18 protein-coding genes and 3 pseudogenes are annotated in these 22,944 nt (G+C 69.9%); 9 read left to right on the top strand and 12 right to left on the bottom strand.

Annotation, left to right across the window (positions count from 1 at the left end):
* Positions 1-110 precede the first annotated feature (110 nt).
* Positions 111-890 (top strand): NAD(P)H-dependent oxidoreductase, encoded by a 780-nt coding sequence (locus ACZ9QC_RS41890; RefSeq protein ID WP_472917918.1) that lies wholly within the window; start codon positions 111-113, stop codon positions 888-890.
* Positions 891-1,053: 163 nt separating this feature from the next.
* Here the strand turns inward: ACZ9QC_RS41890 and ACZ9QC_RS41885 are convergent.
* A pseudogene (locus ACZ9QC_RS41885) lies at positions 1,054-1,194 on the bottom strand (IS5/IS1182 family transposase); the annotation flags it as partial.
* Between the two features lie 260 nt (positions 1,195-1,454).
* Between ACZ9QC_RS41885 and ACZ9QC_RS41880 the strand changes: the two are divergent.
* On the top strand, positions 1,455-1,943 hold the full coding sequence (locus ACZ9QC_RS41880) for a MarR family winged helix-turn-helix transcriptional regulator (protein WP_472917917.1): 489 nt from the start codon (positions 1,455-1,457) through the stop codon (positions 1,941-1,943).
* Positions 1,940-3,241, top strand: coding sequence for an MFS transporter (locus ACZ9QC_RS41875; protein ID WP_472917916.1), 1,302 nt, complete (start codon positions 1,940-1,942; stop codon positions 3,239-3,241). Before ACZ9QC_RS41880 ends, ACZ9QC_RS41875 begins: the two co-directional genes overlap by 4 nt.
* Before the next feature lie 77 nt (positions 3,242-3,318).
* Here the strand turns inward: ACZ9QC_RS41875 and ACZ9QC_RS41870 are convergent.
* Both ACZ9QC_RS41870 and ACZ9QC_RS41865 read right to left on the bottom strand, forming a co-directional pair.
* Positions 3,319-3,456: pseudogene (locus tag ACZ9QC_RS41870) on the bottom strand (Tn3 family transposase); the annotation flags it as partial.
* 111 nt (positions 3,457-3,567) lie between these two features.
* Positions 3,568-4,587, bottom strand: coding sequence for an alpha/beta hydrolase (locus tag ACZ9QC_RS41865; protein WP_472917915.1), 1,020 nt, complete (start codon positions 4,585-4,587; stop codon positions 3,568-3,570).
* Positions 4,588-4,884: 297 nt separating this feature from the next.
* Here ACZ9QC_RS41865 and ACZ9QC_RS41860 point away from each other — a divergent pair, with 297 nt between their 5' ends.
* The 3 genes from ACZ9QC_RS41860 to ACZ9QC_RS41850 all read left to right on the top strand — a co-directional run bounded on the left by ACZ9QC_RS41860 (position 4,885) and on the right by ACZ9QC_RS41850 (position 7,019).
* Positions 4,885-5,790, top strand: a complete 906-nt coding sequence (locus tag ACZ9QC_RS41860; RefSeq protein WP_472917914.1) for an AraC family transcriptional regulator — start codon at positions 4,885-4,887, stop codon at positions 5,788-5,790.
* Between the two features lie 159 nt (positions 5,791-5,949).
* Positions 5,950-6,699: an SDR family oxidoreductase gene (locus ACZ9QC_RS41855; RefSeq protein WP_472917913.1), complete on the top strand. Its 750-nt coding sequence runs from the start codon at positions 5,950-5,952 to the stop codon at positions 6,697-6,699.
* Between the two features lie 155 nt (positions 6,700-6,854).
* Positions 6,855-7,019, top strand: a complete 165-nt coding sequence (locus ACZ9QC_RS41850; protein WP_472917912.1) for a hypothetical protein — start codon at positions 6,855-6,857, stop codon at positions 7,017-7,019.
* A gap of 36 nt (positions 7,020-7,055) precedes the next feature.
* Here the strand turns inward: ACZ9QC_RS41850 and ACZ9QC_RS41845 are convergent, their stop codons facing one another.
* Positions 7,056-7,976 carry a hypothetical protein gene (locus tag ACZ9QC_RS41845; protein WP_472917911.1) on the bottom strand — a complete coding sequence of 307 codons (921 nt, stop codon included), beginning with the start codon at positions 7,974-7,976 and terminating at the stop codon, positions 7,056-7,058.
* Positions 7,977-8,269: 293 nt separating this feature from the next.
* Entirely contained in the window at positions 8,270-8,575 is a 306-nt protein-coding gene (locus ACZ9QC_RS41840; protein WP_472917910.1) for a DUF6355 family natural product biosynthesis protein, read from the bottom strand.
* 487 nt (positions 8,576-9,062) lie between these two features.
* Here ACZ9QC_RS41840 and ACZ9QC_RS41835 point away from each other — a divergent pair, with 487 nt between their 5' ends.
* Positions 9,063-11,975, top strand: coding sequence for a helix-turn-helix transcriptional regulator (locus ACZ9QC_RS41835; protein WP_472917909.1), 2,913 nt, complete (start codon positions 9,063-9,065; stop codon positions 11,973-11,975).
* On the opposite strand, the gene ACZ9QC_RS41830 is transcribed toward ACZ9QC_RS41835, so the two are convergent.
* Positions 11,968-12,828, bottom strand: coding sequence for a hypothetical protein (locus tag ACZ9QC_RS41830; RefSeq protein ID WP_472917908.1), 861 nt, complete (start codon positions 12,826-12,828; stop codon positions 11,968-11,970). The genes ACZ9QC_RS41835 and ACZ9QC_RS41830 overlap by 8 nt on opposite strands.
* A 606-nt stretch (positions 12,829-13,434) precedes the next feature.
* On the opposite strand from ACZ9QC_RS41830, the gene ACZ9QC_RS41825 reads away from it, so the two are divergent.
* Positions 13,435-13,881, top strand: coding sequence for a hypothetical protein (locus ACZ9QC_RS41825; RefSeq protein WP_472917907.1), 447 nt, complete (start codon positions 13,435-13,437; stop codon positions 13,879-13,881).
* A gap of 100 nt (positions 13,882-13,981) precedes the next feature.
* On the opposite strand, the gene ACZ9QC_RS41820 is transcribed toward ACZ9QC_RS41825, so the two are convergent.
* From ACZ9QC_RS41820 to ACZ9QC_RS41795, 6 genes and pseudogenes are all read right to left on the bottom strand, one after another.
* A complete protein-coding gene (locus ACZ9QC_RS41820; protein WP_472917906.1) occupies positions 13,982-17,188 on the bottom strand; it encodes a S8 family peptidase in 3,207 nt (1,068 codons plus the stop codon).
* A 206-nt stretch (positions 17,189-17,394) separates the two neighbouring features.
* The gene (locus tag ACZ9QC_RS41815; protein ID WP_472917905.1) at positions 17,395-18,489 is read right to left on the bottom strand and encodes an alpha/beta hydrolase family protein; all 1,095 of its coding nucleotides are present in this window, start codon (positions 18,487-18,489) and stop codon (positions 17,395-17,397) included.
* Between the two features lie 29 nt (positions 18,490-18,518).
* Positions 18,519-19,784, bottom strand: coding sequence for an alpha/beta fold hydrolase (locus ACZ9QC_RS41810; protein ID WP_472917904.1), 1,266 nt, complete (start codon positions 19,782-19,784; stop codon positions 18,519-18,521).
* A gap of 640 nt (positions 19,785-20,424) precedes the next feature.
* Entirely contained in the window at positions 20,425-20,649 is a 225-nt protein-coding gene (locus ACZ9QC_RS41805; protein ID WP_472917903.1) for a hypothetical protein, read from the bottom strand.
* A 620-nt stretch (positions 20,650-21,269) separates the two neighbouring features.
* Entirely contained in the window at positions 21,270-21,773 is a 504-nt protein-coding gene (locus tag ACZ9QC_RS41800; RefSeq protein WP_472921965.1) for a SigE family RNA polymerase sigma factor, read from the bottom strand.
* Between the two features lie 114 nt (positions 21,774-21,887).
* Positions 21,888-22,536: pseudogene (locus tag ACZ9QC_RS41795) on the bottom strand (transposase family protein); the annotation flags it as partial.
* 153 nt (positions 22,537-22,689) lie between these two features.
* On the opposite strand from ACZ9QC_RS41795, the gene ACZ9QC_RS41790 reads away from it, so the two are divergent.
* A complete protein-coding gene (locus tag ACZ9QC_RS41790; RefSeq protein ID WP_472917902.1) occupies positions 22,690-22,866 on the top strand; it encodes a hypothetical protein in 177 nt (58 codons plus the stop codon).
* Positions 22,867-22,944 lie beyond the last annotated feature (78 nt).

Raw genomic sequence — 22,944 nt, 5'->3', positions numbered from 1 at the left:
TGGCCCTGCCGGTACCAGGAAGTCCCGTCCGACGGAAGAGGAGCCCCTGAACGCCGGGCGCCCCGGCCCCCAGGATCGAAGGCATCCGATCCGAAGGAGCAGGAGTTCCCATGAAGACGCTGATCGTCTACGCACACCCGGAGCCGAAGTCACTCAACAGCTCGCTGAAGGACCTCGCGGTGTCCATCCTGGAGACCGCCGGGCACGAGGTGCGGGTGAGCGATCTGTACGCGATGAACTGGAAGGCGGTCGTGGACGCCGCGGACTACGGCCCCGATGCCTCAAGCCCCCTGAAGGTCGCGGCGGACTCGGGCCGGGCCTTCGACGCCGGGACGCTGACCCCGGACGTGCGCGCCGAGCAGGAGAAGCTGCTGTGGGCCGACAGGATCATCTTCCAGTTCCCGTTGTGGTGGTACACCATGCCCGCGATCCTCAAGGGCTGGGTGGACCGGGTGTTCACCTACCACTTCGCGTACGGCGTCGGTGAGCACAGCGACACCCAGTACGGCGAGCGCTTCGGCGAAGGCACCCTCGCGGGCAGGAAGGCCCTGCTGTCGGTGACCGCCGGCGGCCCGGAGTCGCACTACGCCCCTCGCGGGATCAACGGCCCCATCGACGACCTGCTGTTCCCGATCCACCACGGCATCCTCTACTACCCGGGCATCGAGGTGCTGCCCCCGTTCGTGCTCTACGGCACCGACCGGATGACCCCCCAGGACTACCCGGACGTCGCCAAGACCTGGAAGCAGCGCCTGCTCACCCTGGAGTCGACCGAGCCGATCGCGTTCCGACCCCAGAACTTCGGCGACTACGAGATCCCCTCGCTGCACCTGAAGCAGGGACTGGAACCGGCAGGCCGCACCGGTTTTGGGCTGCACGTGCGCGGCTGACCACCGGCCACCGGCGATGAACAGGACGAGCTGGGCCGCGAACCCGAGGAGCAGCTCGAGGGCGGTGGCGGCCGACGCGGCCGGCTACCTGCTCGCGGCCGCCCTAAGGGCTGTCCCGCACGTGATCTCAGACGTGCTCCTCTCAGCCGTCGACATGGATCCACTACCCGGTCAGGGCGAGGTTGTGGAGGCGGGCGATACCAAGCATGGCGTGGTGAACGCCGTCGCCCTTCAGGCGGCAGTCGCGGAGGGTTTTCCAGGTCTTCAAGCGGCATACCGCAGCCCCTACCCCTGCCCTCACCTCGGGCTTCCCCACTCCCCCCACAACGCGCAGTTCCGGCGGTACGCGCCGGGTGACCTCCGCGCAGAGTGTGCTGGGAGGGGGGCGGGCGGGGCGTGCTCGACCCGCAGCTTCGCGAGACTCTCACCAGCCTGCTCTCGCGGGGCGATCGCCACGCTGACCGCGGGCGGGGTGCCTTCCCAGAATTGGGGGATCAGCGGTACAGCCGCAGACCCTGGTTTCGATCACGAGCCCGATTGTCGCAGCACTGTTATATTAGCGCTGTGACATCTTCAGATCCCACAGCGCTCCCCGATCCCTGGCACTCCCTGCACGAGCTTCTGGCAGCCATGGACGCCGAGATCGAGCAGGTCTACCTCGAGCGTGGCATCGAGGGGGTGCGGCCTCGGTTCGCCTATCCGCTGATCAGGCTTGCCCACACCGGACCACTGACCATTCGCGAACTTGCGAAGTCCCTGGGCCGCTCGCACTCCGCGATCAGCCAGACCATCGCCGCCATGCGCAAGGAGGATCTGGTCACCTCCGAGCCGGGGCCCGACGCCCGCACCCGGCGGATCGACCTCACCGAGCGCGGGCGGTCGCTGGTGCCGTTCCTGGAGGCGGAATGGCGCGCCACCCACGCGACGGTCGCCGAGTTGGACGGCGAGATCCCGTACGCGATGACCACCGTTGTCGAAGAGGTGCGGCGGGCCCTGGAACGCCGGTCGATGCGGCAGCGGATCCTCCACCACCTCGTCGAGCCACCGCGGTGAGGGGGCGCGTCCGTGCCCGGTTCCTCGACACCCGCCCTCTGCGGAGCAGTCAGTCGTTTCGTGACCTGTGGATCGGCACCTCGGTCTCTCAAGTCGGTGGACAGATAGCCAACGTGGCGGTGCTGGCCCAGGTCTGGGACCTGACCGGCAGCCCCGTCGGCACCGGTGCCATCGGCCTCGCCACTGGCCTGCCGATGGTGCTGTTCGGGCTGCTCGGCGGCACGTTGGCCGACGCCTTTGACCGCCGTACGGTGGTACGGGCCACCACCGCGGGCCAACTGCTGGCCGCCGCAGGGCTGTGTGCCCAGGCCCTGGCGGACAACCGGAGCGTGCTGCTGCTGCTCGCCCTGGTAGCCGTGGGGACGAGCTGCGGCGCTCTCGGCGCCCCCGCCCGGCGCACCTTCCCGGTCCGGCTGTTGCCGGCCGACCAGGTCGCGGCCGGTCTTGCGCTGACCAACGTCTCCTTCCAGGCGGCGATGCTGACCGGCCCTGCGATGGCCGGGCTGATCATCGCCCGCTGGGACCTCCCTGCCGCATACGCGACCCAGGCCGTGGCCACGGCAGTCTCGATGCTCGCGGTGATCCGCCTGCCTGCCATGCGGCCCGAAGGCGCGGGCGCGGCAGGCGGCAGGCGCCGGCCGGAGCGGGGAGGTTGGCGGATCGTCCTGCGCCGTCCGACGCTGTGGGGCTCGATGGCCACCGACCTGTCCGCAACGCTGCTCGCCATGCCCATCGCGCTTTTCCCCCTGGTCAACGAGATCCGCTTCGGGGGAAACCCGCAGACCCTCGGCCTGTTCCTCTCGGCCGTCGCGGTCGGGGGGATCACGGCTGGTCTGCTCTCCGGTACGGTGACGCGCTGGCGCCGTGGCGGCCTGGTCCAGCTGTCCGCGGCCGGTGTCTGGGGCCTGTCGCTGGCCTGTTTCGGTCTGGCGGGGCCGTTGTGGCTGGCGCTCGGATGCCTGGCCGTAGCGGGTGCCGCCGACACCGTGTCTGTCGTCACCCGCAGTGCGCTGGTCCAGTTGGAGACCCCGGACGCGTACCGGGGACGGGTTTCCTCGGTAGAACACGTCATCGGTGTCGCGGGCCCCGAACTGGGCAACTTCCGTGGTGGCCTGTTGGCGTCGGCCACCTCCGCCTCCTTCTCGCTGGTTTTCGGCGGACTGTCCGCCCTCCTGGCGATCGCCGCCGTGGCCGCGACCAACGCACCCCTTCGTGCCTACCGCACGCCGCCTGCTGCCGCGAAGCCGGCCGTCCCAGGGGTCGCCGACGCGGCGGCGGCCCCTGGCCAGGTTTCCTGATTCGCCTCCAGCCTTGGGCCCGGTGAGAGGGGACGTTGTGACGGCCGACGAACGGGGACAGGCGGGGCACGCGGGGCGCCCGCTTGGAGGTTGGCCTGGCTCTTGATCTGCCGCCGGTAGCCGGGCTCGTCGGCCAGGCGCAGGATGTGCAGGGTCTGGGCGATCCGCCCGTGGTGCGCGATCTCGTCGCCGAGCGGGGTGGGCCGCCCTGGTTTCTTCCGCGCCGCAGCCGCATGAGGAGTGGTCCCTCGACGAGGGAACCGCCTGGGTCTACTACAGCCCGCTGAACCGTCGGCAGCTCATCAGGCCCGGCATCCTCTCGTCGATCAAGGACAACGCTGCGGAGCGGGCCGCTCCCTCAGCGTCTGGGACACCGAAGGAGACGGTGTGCCGCGCAGTCCGAGGAGTCGGGCGAGCCAGTCCGTGCGGGTTCGGCGGGCTGTGATCGAGATGTGCGCCTGCGGGTACAGGGCGTCGAAGCCGTGGAAGCCTCCTGCCCAGACGTGGAGTTCGGCCTGGCCACCCACCGCCCAGATGCGACTGGCGTAGTCGGTGTCCTCGTCACGGAAGACCTCTGCGGAGCCTGTGTCGATGTACGTGGTCGGCAGACCCGAGAGATCCCCGGCCAACGCCGGTGAGATGTACTCGGACACCTCGGCGTCGGTGAGGTCACCGAGGACCGAGTTCCATCCGAACGCGTTCATCTCACCGGTCCAGACGCCGGGCACGCCGGAGTACTGGCGGCTGGAGGCGCTGATGTTGCGGTGGTCGAGCATGGGGCAGATCAGCATCTGCGCGGCGATCGCCGGACTGCCGAGGTCGCGGGCCAGCAGGGTGACTCCGGCGGCGAGGCCGCCGCCCGCGCTGGCGCCCGCGACGACGATCCGGGCGGGGTCGATGCCCAACTCGACGGCGTGATCAACGACCCAGAGCAGTCCTTCGTAGCAGTCTTCGACCAGGGTGGCGCCGGTGGCCTCGGGTGCGAGTCTGTAGTCCACGGAGACCACGACCGCGCCGAACCGGTCGAGCCACTCCAGCGGGATGTCGATCTGGGAGAAGCGGTCGCCCATGACCATTCCGCCGCCGTGGATCCAGTAGATGCAGGGTGCGGCGGTGGTGCGTTCGGTGGCGGGGCTGAAGACGGACAGGGGGATGGGGGCACCGTCCTTGGCGGGCACGGTGATCTCGAGCCGGTCGACGTGCCGGTGGGCGAGGAGGGACTCGATGGGCGTTGACGGTAGTCGGCGCAGTTGCGCGAGTACTTCTGGACTGAGCTGGTTCATCAGGGGCATGTCGGCGAGCAGTTCACGCAGTTCGGGGTCGAGGGCGGGTCGTGCCGTGGTCATGGTGCTGCCTTTCGTTCGGTGGTGACGGACGGTCGGGCGAGAAGAGTCGCGCCGGGGCTGCCCTCGTTCGGTCCGGTCAGCGGCAGGTCGACAAGCCGGTCGCCCAGCCGGGGCTCGGCGGTCAGGTGGCGATGAAGCCGGAGTTGGCGATCACGGATTTCTCTTCTGCAGTGAAAGAGTGAGGTGATTCCATTCAATCCGTGTGACCTGCGAAAACGTTAGAGCGATGCTCCCACGTAGTTGCACGATCCTCTCGACCATGGGAGCAGTGGTGGCGAATGGTGCTGCAATGGAGGCATGTGCCTCGAAGAGCTCCGCACCCTCCTGGACCGGCATGCCCGGCCCGACTGGACCACCGCCATCGACGGCGTCCTCATCTCGAAGGTCGACCGGTCCGATCCGCCGTCGCCCTCGATGACGGGCACGGTGCTGGCGGTCATCGCCCAGGGCGCCAAACGACTCGCTCTGGGCGACCGGGTGTACGAGTACGGCCCAGGGCAGTACCTGGTCGCATCCGTCGACCTGCCCGTCACCGGACAGTTCACCCAGGCCGACCCCGAGTTGCCGGCACTGGGGTTCGGTCTCGTGCTGGAACCGTCCACCGTCGCCGAGTTGCTGCTGCAGGCCGGGCCCGGAGACACTCCTCGCTCCGGTGGAGGCACACCGTCGGGGATCGCCGTCAGCGACGCTTCGGTACCGATACTCGACGCGGTGGTCCGGCTGCTGCGCCTGCTGGACGAGCCCTGCGACCGGGCTGTGCTGGCCCCGCTGGTCAAGCGCGAGATCCTGTGGCGCCTGATCACCGGCGAGCAGGGTGCGACGGTTCGCCAGCTCGGCCTGGCCGACAGCAGCCTCAGCCACATCTCCCGGGCCGTGCGCTGGATTCGCGAGCACTACGCGCAGCCCTTCCGGGTCGAGGACGTGGCACGCCTTTCCGGCATGAGCGTCTCCGCCTTCTACCGCAACTTCCAGGCGGTGACCGCGATGAGCCCCATCCAGTTCCAGAAGCAGATCAGGCTGCAGGAGGCCCGGCTGCTGCTCGCCACCCGGCCGGGCGACGTCACCGGGGTCGGTCAGCGCGTCGGCTATGACAACCCGTCACAGTTCAGCCGTGAATACCGCCGCCAGTTCGGTGCGCCACCCAGCCGGGACGCCGCCCGTCTGCGCGATGGCGTGCGTGCCTCCGCCGGTGTCCTGCCCTGAGCAGGGACTGCGGCCACAGAAGAGGATTATGCAAGAGCGAGAGAGGATAGTTCTACTGTTTTTGCAGGTCAGAGCGATTCAATGGGATTACCCGCTCTTCCGCGGAGCAGGAAAGTGACTGCGCTCCGCGGATCCCATCACATCGCCGAGGAGCACAGCATGAAGACAGTTCTGATCACGGGCACGTCGTCCGGATACGGCCGGGCGACCGCCCTCCACTTCCACGCGCAGGGGTGGAACGTCATCGCCACGATGCGCACTCCCCGTGCGGGCGTCCTGCCCGAATCGGACCGGCTCCGTGTCGTCGAACTCGACGTGACCAAGCCCGCGAGCATCACGGCCGCGCTTGAGGCGGCGGGCCCCATCGACGTCCTGGTCAACAATGCGGGCGTCCCTTCGATCAGTGTGTTCGAGGGCACCTCCATGGCCCAGGTGCGGGAGGTGTTCGAGACCAACACCTTTGGTGTGATGGCGACCTCGCAGGCGGTGCTGCCCCAGTTCCGCGAGCGCGGCTCCGGCGTGGTGGTCAACGTGACCTCCAGCGTGGTGCTGGGCCACATGCCGCTCTCAGCCGTCTACAAGGCGAGCAAGATGGCCATCGAGGGGTTCACCTCGTCACTCGCGCTCGAACTCGCGCCGTTCGGTGTGCAGGCGAAGACGGTCGAGCCAGGCGCCTGCCTGACGACGAACTTCGCCACCAGGGCGACGAACGGCGCCTCACTGGACGAGCTGGTCCCGGCGCCCTATGCAGCGTGGGCGAAGAAGGCCATGGACTCCTTCACGGGCCAGGACCTGTTCACCGAGGAGACCGATGTCGCCGAGGCGGTGTGGCGAGCCGTGCACGACACGACCGGCCAGCTGCGGTTCCCGGCCGGTCCCGACGCGGTCTGGCTCGCCCAGGCGAAGTGACCGACCAGCAGGCAAGGTGACATGTGCTGACGCCAGAACCCGGTTCCGCGCACGCATGCGCTGGGCCGGGCCGGGCGTGGCCGCCGTGGTCGGCGCGTGGGTGACGTGCTCGGGCAGTATCCAGCAGTCACATGCGTGCTCGGTGGCGACGTCCCGTGCGTCAACCTGATCGAGGTGCCGCCACCGCCACCGCCACCGCCACCGCCACCGCCACCGCCACCGCCACCGCCACCGCCACCGCCACCGCCACCGCCACCGCAGCCAACGACGGCGGCCTCGACTCCGAGCGCTGGGGCGCCGACAGCGCCGACGGTTCGTAGGAGAGTCTGCGGCCCCGCACTCGACAGGCCGCGCGCTCAGCCCTCGGCGATCGTCTTCTCTCGCATCATCTTTTCCAGCTCGTCGTCGGACAGCGGGTGCAGTGTGTCGAGGAGGTGACGAAGACCCGGCTCGTCGAGCACCTGGCTGGAGACTTCGGCCTCAGCGCCGTGGTGGGGACGGATCAGTCTGATGTCGCTGCGCCCGCCGGGGAGATCACTGACGATCCGCATCTCGCCCCGCTTGTCCACAGTGCAGGTCACGTCCTTCTGCACAAACAGAGCGCAGCGCGCTTTCGGCGAGTGCGGCGAGCGGACCGTCAGGCCCACGTATCCGATCTCGTCCGGCTGGGCAGGGCCGTAGTCGACATGGAACCGGCCGGGCCCGACCACAGCGCGGGAGACCTGCATCCCCGGCGGGGTGTCCCCCAGATACAGCAGCTCCGGCCTCTCCCGGTACCGCGCGATCTCGGCGCTGTGCCGACGCTGCTGCGCCTGCTCCGGGCCGACGAAGCCCCCGTAGACCACGCCTGCGCCCAGCACGGCCATCGCCCCGAGCCGCACCCACCGGCTCGATACGAAGAACGCCGCGGCGACGGCGTACGGCACCCCCGTCAGCGCGATCCGTGTGCCGACGCTCCCCAGGTCGACGTCGCTGCCGTAGGCGGCCAGGCCGGCCAGGACGCCGAGCGTGCCGAGGACGAACACCAGGGTCGCCCAGCCGTAGGGACGCGACGTGGAGGCGCACAACGGCACGACCGACCTCGCGGGTAAGCCCGCCGTGGTCAGCAGGAGCACCGTCAGCGGCACGCCCAGCACGAAGAACAACGCGGCCGCACCGGTGCCGCCGCCCCAGCCCGTCATCAGGAGCCCGAAGCCGAGTACCGGCACCGCGGCCGTCATCGTCGCCCAGACCAGAAGAAGATGAAATGCCGTCAGTGCCCCTCTGCCACTCGTCATGGCTGAAGGCTGCCAGCCCGGGTTCCGGCGGACATGAGTACGCGTACTCAGCACGTCGCCCTCGTTGATCGGCGGCAGGCTCTGGGCAGGAGTTGAGTGACGCAGCAGCACCAGGTGCGGATCGCGACTCTCCTGGGCGGCTTCGGCTGGGCCTCGAGAGCGGTACGGTCCTCCGTTTCACAGCGTCCTGTTGATCGGCCCCTCGCATGCCTTGCTGGGACCCGGCGTGCTTCGGGAAGGCCTGGCGTGCCCCTGGGCGAGGTGTGGGCCCCGGGGCGCGCCAGGCCTGTGCGTCATGCCGGTGTGCAGACGGCGGTCCAATACGCGCCGTCGATGTCACTGGTGGAGCCCAGGTGGGTCTCGCCAGGTCGCACGCACCGGTAGCTGTCGAACGGTGTCCAGTCCCAGTCGATTTTGATGTACGCGCCGTTGGTCGGTCCTGGCGCGCTGGTGCAGTGACCGTAGTACGCGTCCGACTGCGTCTCGTAGTAGCCGCACGCCCTGACCGACGTTCCTGCCGCCGACGCCGAACCGGGCAGTGCGACCGCGGACATCACGGCAGCGGCCACGGCGCCGAGAATCTTCACACGTGCATGCAAGAAAGGCCTCCTGGGCTCACGGTTGTCTCTGCGAAGAGGACGAGGTCCTGCGGACGTCACCAGGGTGTCCGGGCAAGAGAAGGTGGCACCAGGGCTTTCGACGGGTGTCGAAACCTGCAGGTGGAGGGGGCTGGGGGCGAACGCGGATGTGGCGGCGTTTTGGCGGGGCGGCCCGGCGGGACGCTCCGTCAGGCTCTTCTCGCGCAGTTGCTCCAGTCCTGGTACTCCCGGAGGGCCTGTTGTGCGCTCTGGAAAGCGGCGAACGCGAACAGCGAATGCTTATGCGTCCTCAGCTGCCTCTGGATTGGCCTCCAGGGCGGCGACGTCGGTGATCTCGCAGGAACTCCCGACTCCGTCCGTTCCGGTACTCCCCCGCGCGGCGGTTGCGACGATCAACAGGAGAGAATGACATGTGAGGGGGATGTGAAGAGAAGGGGCAACTGTGGCAGCTGAAGCGGAAGTTGGGGCGGGCGGGAACGGAACCCCCTTGCTGGGACGCTCCTCCGAACTCGCCCGGTTCGACGCGCTGCTCGACCGTGCGGCGGCGGGCGCTCGCCGAACGGCGAAGGGCGAGGAGTTCCGCGACGGCGCGCGTTCCCGGATCGTCGACATCACCGGCGAGGCGGGTATCGGCAAGAGCCGACTGCTGGGCGAGGTCTGCGCACGGGCGCGCCGACGCGGGATGACGGTCCTGCGCGGCAGGGCCACGGAGTACGAACGGCGCGTGCCCTTCCAGGTGTTCGCTGACGCTCTCGCCCACCTCGACCCGGGCGCCCCGGACGGCCTCCGGGAGACCGACGCGGTGGCGCCCCTCCTCGGGCGGAGCGGTGCGGTCGACCGGTTCGGACTGCACCGGTCCACGGTCGCCCTGCTCGCCCGGCTCGCCGCCCCGTCCGGGCTGCTGCTGGCCCTCGACGACCTGCACTGGGCTGACCCTGCGTCACTGGAGCTGCTGGATCATCTCGTACGGCATCCTCCGCACGCCCCCGTCGTCCTGGCCCTGACACGCCGGGACCGGCAGGGGCCCGAGTCCCTCGCCGCCGGGCTCACCCGGGGAGTCGACACCGGCACGGTCGTCAGGCTGGGCCTGCGACCGCTCAGCGCGGGCGACTGTGCCGAACTGGCCGGCCCCGGTCTGCCGCCCGCCGAGACCGCCGCGCTGCACGCCGCGAGCGAGGGCAATCCGTTCTACTTTCTGACCCTCCTCCAGGCCCGCCGGGACGGTACGACGCCCGAGTTCTCGGCACCGCCGGGGCTCGGCACCCTGCTGCTGGACGAGCTGACCGTGCTCTCCCCCGCCCGGCGCGGCATCGTCGAGGCCGTGGCGGTCCTGGGCGAGCACGCCACCCCCGCGATGGTGAGCCATGTGACGGGCCGGCCCGGCGCCGCGTTCGCCGACGACGTCCACGCGCTCACCCGCCGCGACCTGCTGCGCACCACCCCACAGGGCCTGCTGACCCTGCGGCATCCGGTCGTGCGCACCCTCGTGCACGAGAACACGCCCTTCTTGAGGCGCGCCGAGATCCACCGGCTCGCCGCGCGGGAACTGGCCCGCGTCGGCGCCTCGGCCGCCGAGCGGGCCCATCACGTGGAACGGTCGCTGACCGCCTGGGACCCGGCGGCGGTGGCGGTACTCGACGAGGCTGCCGCGCAGACGGCCCGGACGGCCCCGGCAAGCTCGGCCCACTGGCTCGACGTGGCGCTGCGCCACCTCCCGCACACCCCCGAACACACCTCCCGGCGCCGGGAGTTGATCCTGAGGCGGGCCCGCGCACTGGCGGCGTGCGGTGGCCTGCGCGAGAGCCGCGATCTGCTCCAGGAGCTGATCGCCACCCCACCGCGGTCCCCCGACGGGCCGACGGACGGCGAGGATCAGGGCCTCAGAGTGCGCGCGGTCGTCCTGTGCGCGGTGGTGGAGCGTCATCTGGGGCGTTCCACCGAGGCTGTCGCGGTGTTACGCCGCGAGCTGGCCCGCCACCCCGCACCGGCCCACGTGGTACGGCTCGGCCTGGAGCTCGGCTCGGCCGCGCCGCTGGACAGCGAGACCTCCTACGCCCGGGTGCGCACGGAGGTCGAGGCGGCCCTCGCGGCGGCCCGGTCCACGGGGGACGAGGTCGGGGAGGCGGGCGTCCTCGCCGTCGCAGCCCTGGGAGAGGCCTACGAGGGCAACATGAGCGCGGCGCACCACCTCGCCCGGCAGGCCGCCGCCCTGGTCGACTCCCTGCCGGACAACGACCTCACCGCGCTGTGTGAGCCGCTGGCCCGGCTCGGCTGGGCGGAGGCGTTCCTGGAGCACTACCCGGACGCGGAGCGGCACGCCGAGCGCGGCCTGGACATCGCCCGCCGCAGCGGCCAGCTCTATGTCGTGCCCCATCTGCTGCTGTGCCTGTCCCATGTCCGGGTCCAGACCTGCCGAATCCCTTCCGCACTGGAACTCGCCGACCGGGCCGAGGACATCGCGCGCGGGATCGGCAGCGACCAGTTGCTCGCGTTCGTCCTGGCGAGCAGGGCCGCGGCGCTGGTCGCCGGCTGCCCGCCGGGCGATCCACGCCCCCTCGCCGTCGCCGAGGAGGCGGTGGCCGCGGCCGGCAGCGGAGTCGACTGGTGGGCCTCCACCGCCTGGTGCATCTTCGGCTGGGCCGCGCTCATGGCCGGCGATCCGGTCCGGGCCCGGGACGCGATGCTCCAGGCGGGCGGCCCCGAACTGCAGCGGATCCAGCCCTCGATGCGGCCGCTCTACCTGGAAATCCTGGTCACGGCCGCTCTGTTGACAGGGATGCCGGAGGAGGCCCGCGCCTGGGCCGAGCGGGCCCGGAAGGAGGCGGAACAGCTGGGGCTGCCGATGCAGCGGGCGTCCGCGCTGCGCAGCGCCGCCCATCTGCCGCTGGCGCAGGGGGACACCGCTGCGGCGGCGGACCTGTTCGCGGAGGCCGCGGCGGAGAGCGCCCGCTGCGGCGCGGTCTTCTGGGAGGCCCACTCCCTGCTGCTCGGCGCCCCGCTCGACGCGGCGGCGGGCCGCGGTCGGGCGGGCACGCACGCCTGGCTCAGGGGGCGCCGGCTCGCCGAGGCGGGCGGCAGCGGCATGCTGGTCGGCCTCGCCGACGCCACCCGCCCGCCCGAAGGCGGCCCGGAGACGCCGTACGGCTCCCCGGACCGCGCCGGACTCACCGAACGGCTGGCCACCTTGACCGTCCGGGAGCTGGAGATAGCCGAACTGGTGGCGCAGGGGCTCACCAGTCAGGCCATCGCGGACCGGCTGTTCGTCAGTCGGCGCACCGTCGAGACCCATGTCTCCCGCACGTTCCGCAAGACCGGGGTCTCCTCCCGTACGGCCCTGGCCGCGCTGATGGCCCGCCGCCGCGCCGGGGGCCGGTTCGGGGACGCCGGGCCGACTACCTGACGTCGACGTAGTCGCCGGGGGCGGTCGCGGAGCCGGTCGTGGTGGTGCCGGCGAAGACGAAGCGGAAGTAACCGTCGGAGCGGGCCCGGGTGGTGGTGCTCAGGGTGCCGCTGCTGCTGGTCCTGACCGTCTTGAGGGTGGTGTAGGTGCTGGTGCCCCGCTTGCGGAACTGGAGCTGCACCGGCTGGTCCGCGTATCCCGCGTTCTTGCCCGTGGTCCAGTTGGCGCGGCTCAGCTTGCCGGTGACCTTGATGTTCCTGCCTGCCGTCACCGGTTCCGGGGAGGCGTCGGTGGTCAGCTTCGCCGCACGCTTGATCTTGGCCCGGGCGACGTCGTCGTCGACGCTGACGTTCGCGTAGAGGTCGTAGGCGCCCAGGAAGAGCTTCCAGGTCCCCGCGGTGCCGTTGCCGTCCTTGAAGGCGACGGCGGGGTCGATGGTGAAGACCGTCCGGCAGCTGTAGCGGTAGCCGCCCTGGACGGATGTCTCCGTGCAGGCGGGGTAGTCGTCCGACCCCAGGGCGCCGGTGATGGTGTCCGTGTCCGAACTGTCGGTGCCCTGCCACAGGAAGGCCTGGGTGAGGGCCAGTCCCTCCTCGTCGAAGGCGGTGAAGGTGACGGGAACGGCCTTCTTGCCCGTGACGCCGAGCACGACGTCCTTGCCCTTGTTGACGACGCCGTTGGTGAAGGTGGTGCCGCCGACCGCGTCCTGCGGCCGGACGCGCTCGGAGGTGAGAGCTCTGAGGTCCCTCGCCGCCCCGGAGTGCCCCGCCGCCTGGGCGGTGCCCGGAAGAACGAGGGTCGAGAGGACGGCCACGCCGGAAAGGACGGTCGCCGCGATGCTGTGTATGCGCATGTGGTTCCCCAGGATGAGGTCGGGCGCCCCGCCGGACTGCCGTGGTCGCGGGGCCTGTTGATATGACGCGCGGGTGATCGACGCACCGGCCGGAGCCCGGCCGGCCCCCTGCCGGACGGGAGCGCAGCCTCACTGACCGCACCGGCTCCCGGCCTCCGCGGGAAGGAGACCCCCGTAGCCAGGCGAAGGCGAGCCCGACGCCCGCCGGCGCACCGACCGTCACGGTCGGCACGGCCCACCCCGCCGCCCCGGCCACCGCCCACCCGGCACCCGCGCCTCCCCGCCCGCTGTCGTCATGAACGCAAGGAAACGCCACAGCTGTCAGGATCGCGTCGGTAGGAACACGTAATCCATGTACGTACGTGTCGTCGATGTTCCCTGCGCGCGGCGTCGGCGCCGCGCGTCCGCGACGGCCTCACCAGGTGCCCAGGTCGTCCACGCGCCAAGAGTCGGCGCGTCCCGCCGCACGCCCACAACACCGGCAACGGACGGTGGGACAGCAGAGGGCCGGGCCCGGTTGTGCTTCCGCGAGCATCGAGCGTCCTTCCCTCGGTCGGCCTGGTCCGACCGGGCTCCATGGGACTGTCCAGGAGAGAGGGACGTCATGTGCACGACAGCGAGGTGAACTGGCCCGACCTGGCGAAACCGGTGGTGTCGCCGCACCGGAACGTCGTGTACTTCTTCGGCCCCGACGGCGATCTGTCCGGCCTCGACGCGAACACGGGCGAGCGGATCTGGCGCGGTCACGTCGACGCCGGCAAGCACGGGGCCATACCCCAGGCCCTCCCCTACCGCGACGCACTGATCGCCCGGAGCGGCAACAGGCTGGACTCCTTGAAAGTCCCGTCGTCCGCGCGAAGCGCGGGCCCCGCCTTCCGGGGCCGGCGCTGGAAGCGGCTCGGCCGCCGCTGCCGCCGACCGAGCCGTACGCCCGTTGAAGACGCCATGGAGAGATGCCTCGACCTGACAGGACCCCCGGACAGGGCCGGTGGTCCTGAGCGGGGCGGCCGCCTTTGCCCGCGGCGCCCGATTCACTTTCGTCGCTCCCGCTGAGATGCCCACGCGCCCGAGGACATGGGGTGTCCCCGGGCGCGTGGCGGGCCGACCGGCACACCGGCCGGCTGAGCGGAGCAGGCACTCCGCGGAGCAGGCGTTACTTGAGCAGGTACGCCTTCTCGATGGTGACGTCGTACGTGTTGCGGCTCTTGTCGACGAGCTTCGCTTTGAAGGAGACCGACGTGGCCTCCTTCGGGTGGTGCAGCGAGATGGTGCGCTTTCCGTTCTGAGCGGTGACCTCGGTCTCGGCCCACTTCTTGCCACCGTCGTAAGAGACCTGCACGCTCAGAGACTTGAAGTTCTTCGCTGCCGGACCCTGAATGGAGAGCGGGACAGTGAGCTTCTTGCCCGCCTTCGCGGTGCTCGTCAGATCCAGCTCCGGGTTGAAGGCGACCACGGAGAGCGGCAGCTTGGCGGGCTTGGCGCCCGTGACCGTCTTTGACGTGAACGTCCAGGACGCCGCGACCCGGGTGGAGACACCCGCGACCGACGCGGATCGTGTCGCGTCCGTGCTGACCTTGAACGTGGCGGACTCGGCGGGAAGGCCGTCGGCGAGAAGACACGGCTTGCCCTCCTCGTCGATGATCTTCTTTCCGTCGACGGTGAGCGTGGACCGCTGCGTGGCGGCCGGCGACCTGCCGAAGTGACTGGCGCTGTCGGAGAACTCACCCATGCAGAAGATCATTTCGTCACCGATCCGCTCGGTTTCGTCCAGCGGAGTCACCCGCGGGCTGAGCACACCGACGTTGAACGGCTCCGTGTACGTCTTCCCCGCCTCGTAGGTCTTCGGCTCCGCACCCTCCTGCGTAACCTCGGTGAACTGCTCCTCCTCGTCGACCTGGGCGCCGAACCTCAAGCCGAGGCCCTGGGGCGAGGAGACATAGGCCTTCGCGACGACGGGCACGGCGAACGGCTCGGCGCTCGCACCGAGCTCTCCCGCGTCCGTTGCCCAGAAAGGCACGAACGTGGCCTTGCGGTTCTTGGCGGAGGTGCCGAGCTTGAGGTTCACCAGGGCGAATTCGCTCTCGGCGGCCCTGTGGGTGAACCCGGTGTAGAACGAACCGGTGCGGTTGTACATCGCGCTGTAGGTGGTGCTGCCCTTCTGCCAGAGACCGCCGACCTGTGCGTTGAACATGTCCGCCGGAACCGGTGCGCCGACCTGGCCGAACCGGGCGTTCTCCCAGTACTCGGGGAACATGGGAGTCACCCTGCCCGTGGTGCGCGAGGACGCGGAGGGGGTGGCCCTCATGGTCCAGCTCGAGAGCCCGCCGACGAGCTTCGCGGACCCGGGCACGGTGATGCTGACCGGCTTCGCCTTGCGGGCGTCGAAGGTGACCGTGGTGTTCTCGGTGAGCACCAGCTTCGGCTGGACCATAAGGGCCTGGTCCGGCTCGGAGTTCGCCCGCGGGGTCTGGATCACGGTGTCGAGGATGTACGTGCCCTTGGGCACCCGGATCTTGGCGACCCCGTCGCCGTCCCTGTCGGCCGCGCTCTTCCAGAAGTCGACATCGTGGCCGAAGATCACGGCGTCCGACGCGGAGGGCTTGCCCTCGGTGTCGAAGAACTTGAGCGTGATGTCGTAGGACTCGATCTCACGGACGGCACCGAAGGTCGTACGGACGCTCTGGCCGCCGTCGGTTGCCATGGCGACGACCGCGCCGGTGAAGCCGCCGTCCGTGCTGCCGACGCTGGTGTCCGCGGCGAGGGGGACGCTCGCCGTGCCGCCGGCCGGGACGGTGATCTGCCGGTCGTCCAGGGTGAAGAAGCCGCCGGGAGCCGCCTTGCCGTCGGGACCGGTGGTCTCCAGCGACAGGTCGAGGGTGACCGCCTTGGTGCCGGTGTTGCGGTAGGTGATCTGCTGGGTCACCGGCTTGTCGTCGCTGTGCGGCCACTGCTGGAGGCCGAAGTTCACCGAGGTCTGCTCGCTGACGACGGTCTGCCCGACCGCCTTCGCCAGGTCGGCACGGCCGGTGCCCTGCTGGTACACGGTCAGCCCGGCGGACGGCTTGGCCGAAGCTGTCAGCGCCTGCTTGATGCGCTGCCCGCTCCAGTCCGGGTGCTCCTGCGCCAGGATCGCCGCGGCACCCGCGACATGCGGAGTCGCCATCGACGTACCGGACAGGGCGAGGTAACCGTCCGGCGCCCCGCGCGAGGAAAGCCGGCCGGTCGTGGACCTCGCCGCGACGATGTCCACACCCGGCGCGGTGAGATCCGGCTTCAGCGAACCGTCCGCCGCCGGGCCCACACTGGAGAAGTCGGCGATCCCGTCCTTGCTGTCGACCGCGCCCACGGTCAGGGCGGAGGGAGCGCTGCCGGGCGAGCCGATGGTGTCCGGGGTCGGTCCGGCGTTGCCCGCGGCGATGACGAAGAGGACGTTGTTCTCCTCGGAGATCCTCTCGACCGCCATCTCCAGCGGGTCCATCTCCGGGGTGTCGACGTCGCCGAGGCTCATGTTCGCGATCTTCGCGCCCTGGTCGGCGGCCCACTGCATGCCCTCGACTATCCCGGAGTCCTGACCGTACCCGGAGTCGTCCAGCACCTTCGCGCTGATGATCGTCGCGCCGGGCGCGACGCCCTTGTACGTGCCGCCCGACTTCGCCCCGGAACCCGCCACCGTCGAGGCGACATGCGTACCGTGACCCTGGTTGTCGAGGGTGCTGCCGGAGCCGGAGAAGTCCTTGCTCCGGACGGCGACGCCCTTGAGGTCGGGATGCTCCGCGTCGACCCCGGTGTCGAGGACGGCGACCTTCACGCCCTTGCCGTCGTACCCCGCCTCCCACGCGGCCGGCGCGCCGATCTGCGGCACGCTCTTGTCCAGCATGGCCTGCCGCTTGCCGTCCAGCCAGACCCGCTCGATCCCCGCGGCGGTCTCCCGGCCCCCGGTCCGCGAGTCACCCCCGGCGGTCAGCGCCTCCCAGACCTCCGGCATGTCGTCCTTGGGCGCCGTCAACGCCTCACCACGCAGCGTGGGCAGGCTCCGCCGCACCGAGATGTGCGCCTCGGCGATGGCCGACTTCGCCTCCGCCCTGCGCTCCGCGTTCTTCCCGTACGACACGATGATCGGCAGCGACGCCCGGTGCGCGTCGTCGTAACGAGCCCTCAGCAGGCCCGTGACGTTGAACAGCCGCAGGTCCACCCTCTTCTCGGCAACCAGGCGCGCGGCGTCGTCCGGTATCACATACACCTGCCCGGCGACACGGTTGATCCGCATCCCGACGCCCCTGCGGACCTCCGCGGGCTGCACCCGCGTCACCTGGCCCCGGCCGTCGACGTGGACCCGGTCACCGGTGATCAGCGTTACCACGGAGACGCTCGTCCGCGCCTGCCCTGCCACCGCCCCTGACGTCCCCGCCGCGGTCCCACCGCTCCCCGAGGCCGCCGCGGTGGCACCCGATAAAAGCCCGGCCGTCAGCAGAGCGGCCACCATGGCCGCGCCCGCCCTATTCCTGTTTGCGCGCAAAACTCCTCCATTGTTCAGGTACGTGGACAGGTTTCGAGGAGACCTTGCTGCTACCTCCTGGAGGTCAGTCGGCTCACCGGCTGATGGGTGGTGACCCGGACCCCCGAAAATCCTTTGAGGACGGTGTTCTTGACGGATTGGTCACCGAGGATGTGGAGCCGGAAGAAAGAGACGATGTACCGGCTCGTGGCGTCCTGCACCTGGGGCACGCTCCAGGTGTCCTCCGGGGCGCAACCGGTGTCGTTGTCGTGCGCCCACTCGGAGTTGAAGAAGTTGTGGTTCGCGCCGGCGAGGTCCACCTCGTAGAAGGGGACCTTGTTCCGCCCGGCCGCGTTCTTCGCGAAAGTGCGACGGTTCATGGACGCGCCCCCGTCGCAGTCCCCGGCCAGCACAGCGAACGGGATCTTTGTGATGCGGTAGTTGAGGTGCTCGGGTGAATCCGGATCGGAAACGTGGTAGTCGGCAGGAGCGAGGGGGACGGCTGCCCGCAGGCGGACTCCGTGGGGGAGGTCAGCCGCGTGGATGTCGGCTGCCTGCCAGACCACACCCCTGCCGCCACGGGAATGTCCCATCAGCCCGACGTTGGTCAGGTCGAGCCGACCACGCAACGCCCGCAGTCGCTCGGCCAGAGGGCCTTTGCCGACGTTCCCGTCACGGAGCATCTCCAGGTGCTTGTTCACCAGTGTGGCGCGCGCCATGTCGGAGGGTGGTCCCAGTTCACCCGCGTTGATACCGTTCACGCCTACCGAGACGGCGACGAATCCCTGTTCCGCGAGCGCTTTCGCAAGGTAGTCGTAACCCGTGTAGCTCCGGATCGGCGGTGTTCCCGCCGGGCAGGGCCAGGACCAGGGCAGCGATTCGTCATCGTCGCATGTGTCCCAGTAACCGTGCGCGAGCATCACCACCGGGCGTGGCCCCCGTGAGGACTGCGGATAGTGGACGACAGCAGTCAACTCGATCTTGGCCTCCTTCTCCCGTTCCTCGTCGAGGAATCCCGGAACGGTGAAGGCCGTGTCTCCCAGCGTGTACTCGATCCGAGAGGTGCTGTTTTGCGCTGCGGCCGCCCCCGACGGCGCCGGGGTGATGATCAGGGCGGTCAGAATCGCCGCGGCGAGCCCCAGGATTTTCAGCCTGCCGAATCGCATGTGGATGTGTCCCGTCGTAGGTGTGGGCGTTACTGGTCTGCTGAAGGGCACGAGAGCCCGTTGCGTGGCACGGTCAGCTTCAGCAGGTAGTTGTCGCTGACCTGCCGGGTGCAGTCGCTTCGGTCGTACGTGCCGTGCCCGGACCCCTCGTAGGTCGCGAGTACAACCGCCTTGCCCTGCTGGCGCTGCACGGCAGTAGCGTTCTCGTGTGAAGTTGCGGGGTCGTGCCTACTGTTGAGGAGCAGGGCGGGCACTTGTGTGCGCATGGTGCCTGGCCGTTGCGGGTTGCGGGCTTCGGGGCTGCCGAGGCAGTTGGTCAGTGCCGCGTTGCCGTGGATCGATCCCATCGTGCGGGGAGAAATCTGCTTCTCCACCCGCGTCAGCGCCTCGTACTCGGCGAAATTGCGTATGCGGAAGCTCAGATCGGCACAGGAGACGGCCGTGAAGGCGGTGGCGTACAACGGGGTGTCATCGGGGTCGTCCGAACGTCCGGCCTGCGGCGTGATGGCATTGCCCTCGTGCAATGCCAGGACCCATGAGCTGACGTCGGCCCAGTCCGGACCATAGGCCGATGCGATCAGATAGCCGCTGAGGTCGTACACGGTGATGCGGCTGTCCGGAGCGCCCGGATCGACGAGCTCGCCCCGGGCCGCCCTGGCCATCAGGCCGTCCCACAGGGCTTCGACGTTCTGCCCGTGCAGCGGTGAGGAAGGGGTGCGGGTGTTCCACTGCACCCACTCCTCGAACACGTCACCGGCGGCTCGGGCGGATACCGCCACATAGTCCTGGGCGTTCAGGCCCCGGTCCACCACCGAATCCAGCAGCGTCGCGCGCAGGTTGTCGCCGTAGCGTTCGGCGTAGCGCTGGCCGATGACGGTGCCGTAGGACAGTCCGTAGTAGCTGATTTTCCGTTCTCCCAGAGCCTCACGCAGGGCGTCCATGTCGCGCACGACGTCGTCGGTGGAGACGTGGTCCACGATCGGCCCGGAGCGCCGGGCACAGTCCTCGCGCAGCTGCCGACCGTGCTCGCGCAGCCTCTCGAATCCGGCCTGGTCGGCGGGGTGTGTCGTGGGTCCGCCGAAATACATTTCGGAGGAGCAGCGCACCGGTTGGCTGAGTCCGACGCCCCGCGGGTCGAAACCGACGATGTCGAAACGCGCCAGCACCTCCGGGCTGAAATAGGATGGTGCGCCGAACGTGAAGTTGACGCCGGATACGCCAGGGCCGCCCGGGTTGATCACGAGCACACCGATGCGGCGGTCGGGATCAGTCGCACGGTGGCGGGCCAAGGCCATAGGAAATGTGTCACCGCCTGGGCGGTCGGGGTCGATTGGCCTGGTCAGGGTGCCGCATTCAAATTCAGGGCGGTCGGCACACGGTGCCCACGCCAGGGGGCCGGACGATGCGACAGCCGACTCGGCGGTGCCGGCCATGAGCAGCACACATGCCGCGACCGCCAGCAGCCGGCGCCGCAGTGCCCAGTCATGCTGCCGAGTCGTGCGCGGTGAAGACAACAGACCTTCTCTTCGGGCCTGCTGACGCTGAAGCAGGTGAGGACTCACTGCTGGTGTGGTGGCATGTCGCCGTCGGAGTCTCAGCATTCGTTCTCCTTGGTGGACTGACAGAAACGCGGTTTCGGAACACTTCTGAGACGCCCGGAGCGGTCCGCAGGTGTGGTGACGCCCGTCACACGGGAGAGGTCTGCCTTCTCGGATGGCCGACTTCGGTGCCCGGCAGGAGTGGGGAGTCCCGGTCTCGTGCCACGTCTTCGAAGACGTGCCCTTCCCCCCACATCGGACCGGCCGCCGTCGGCAAGAAGGCATTCGCTCCGGTGACCGACAGCCTGTGATCGGCGCCCGCTTCCGACGCCGACTCGCAGGCGGCGCCGGTCCGGGTGGACCGCTACGTCGTCCCGACGCCGCGTGCGCTTGACGATCACGCGGTACGTCCGAGGACGATGTGGCCGTAGGCGGCGTCGGCAATGGTGTAGCGGGTGCCCGGGTGGAGTTGGCGGGTGTACGTCTGCGGGACGTCGATCCACTTGCCGATGCTGTCCAGGGCTATCCAGTCGGGGGTGACGCCATGGGTGTTGCCGACCCAGAAGCCAGCGCGGCCCCGGCGACGGTGACGGGCAGTGGCAGCGACGCTGAGGGCTGCCAAGCGCAGGCCGCCCTCTTCGCGGTGTCGTCCTGCGGAGTCTTGGGCACAGGAGGTGGTGTCCTTACAAGCCGGAAGGCGGTATGACCGCTGCCGTGGACTTTTCCGCGGCGCCCGTCGGTGAAGAGGGGGCGTCCGGGGCGGTGGCGGCGCTGTCACAGTTGTCCGCGGACGGCGCGTTCGTCGCCGCCCCTGAGCGCTGTCTGATGGTGACCGAGCTGGACGTCGTGTTGCTCGACGCTGGTCGTGCGGAATCCGCGTCGGCCATGGGACCGGAGCCGACGAGAGGTTTCACCGCAGAGGAAGCCGGCGAATCCGCTGAACCCGGCATGGGTGAATCAGGCGGAGAGGCCGTGAGACAGCTGGGTGTCGGTGTCGGCTCGACTGCCGGAGCGCCGGGGCGTGGGTCCGGTTCGAGCTGCGCGGCGGCCAGGGCACCGCCCCCGCCCAGCACGCACACCACGCAGGCGGCAGCGGCGGCCAGGACCCGGCGCCGACGACGGACACCGAGGGCCTTGATGCGGGCGACCGGCACGGGCACCAGCCGACCGCGGACGTCGGCGGCCCGTTTGAGGGCCGGAGCCAAGGCGAGGTCCTGGCCCGATTCATGGGGCTCGTAAGGCTCAGACACCGTGGTCCTCCTTGAACTCGGCTTCGGACAGAGGGGAAGCGAGGGCGGCGCGTGCCCGAGAGAGATAGGCCTTGACCGTGCCGGTCGCAATGCCGGTCTCGGCGGCGACCTGTTCGACGCTGAGGTCGCAGACGTAGTACAGGACGGCGATCCGGCGCTGTCGTTCGGATAACTGCCGCAGTGCGGCCACCAAAGCGACCGTGCCGGGATCGGGGCCTGCGGCGCTGCCCGCCTCCCCGCCCGCATGGCGCCGCCAGGCATCCAGGGACCTGCCCCGCCGGCGCCACCTGCTGACAGCGAGCCGCCAGGCGACAGTCCGGATCCACGCCTCGGGCCCGGCGTCCCGGTCGAGTCGCCCACGCCTGACCCAGGCGCGCACGAATGCCTCCTGCACGACGTCCTGCGCCTCGTGGAGGTCACCGGTCATCAGGTACAGCTGCCCCACCAGGGACTGCCGAGCATGCATGTAGAACTCCTCGAACTCCTCGACGGTCATGGGCTCCCCGGTGCTGGTCACGTTGCATGAGCTATACGCCCCGGGATGTGGACCCGGTTGACACCGCGCCCCGACTTTTTCCTGCGCCGTACGGATCAGTGCGCGATGTCCGTGTTGCCTCCCCAGGGTGAGGACGGCTTTGGTGGTGACGGTCATGCGGTTGGAGCTGATCCGGGACCTGCGGAAGATCTGGCAGGACTTCAGCCGGGCCATGCCGTGTTCGACCGGTGCTCACACCGCGGTCCGGGCCCGGTTGACGGTGCGCCGGGTGGGGGTGAGTGCACCGCCGGGTAGCCGTCCGAGTCCGTGGTGGTGACCCAGGTTCCGGCGCCTTGGTGAGCTCGGTCGGCGAGGACGGGGACGCCCTGGCGTTCGCAGATCCGGATGATGCGGTGGTTGCGGGTTGCGGTCAGGTCGTGCGTGCGGCCGGGCAGTGCGGGCGAGATCCACAGCACCTCACCGGTGGGATCGGTGACGGCCCGGGCGTTCACGCCGTGCCGGCGGTGCTTGGCAAGTCGTCGGCTCGGCCGTCGCCGACGCGGTCGCATTCGGCGAGGGTCCCCTCCCCTCCGGCAGGACGGTACTCCGGGTCGTGCTCGCGCCAAGTCCTGAGCAGGCCCGGGGCCCGTTCGGCGAGCAGGCCTGTCACGGCGTTGACCTACGCCTGGGCGGTGCCGGCGGACATCACGACGGGTGCGGCGATCCTCATGAAGGTGTCGTGGAGGTGCAGGTACACCGGCGCGGCAAGCGCCCGCCGGTGCGGGACTTGACGCGCCTTCGCGATGTTCGGGGTGATGTGGATCACAGGCAACCGAAAGCCCGCTTCCTTGCACCCGGCGTCTAGAGGGTGTGAGACCAGTGAGGAAGACACCGGGCGAGCCGGACGAGGAAGGCCTCATCAGGCTGGTGGCCATGGGTGACCGTGCGGCGTTCGAGGAGCTTCACCTCGGCGGCCCCGGCGCTCGGCGGTGCCGTCGGCGTGACCCGCGCCGCCGTCGTGCTGAACGCCGTACGGGCCGCCGTGATCGTGGCACCGACCCTGGCCACCAGCCTTACGGCCTTCGCCCTGCAGGCGGACGGTCTGCCCGTGTGAGGGCTGATCCTCGGGCTCGGCGTCAGTGTCGCCATCGCCCGCAAGGGCGCCTACTCCGTGTTGGAGAACCATCAGTGA

Source organism: Streptomyces sp. HUAS MS02, from assembly GCF_055702265.1.
Note: the sequence above shows the minus strand (reverse complement) of the source record. Positions and strands in the feature narration are given on the sequence as shown.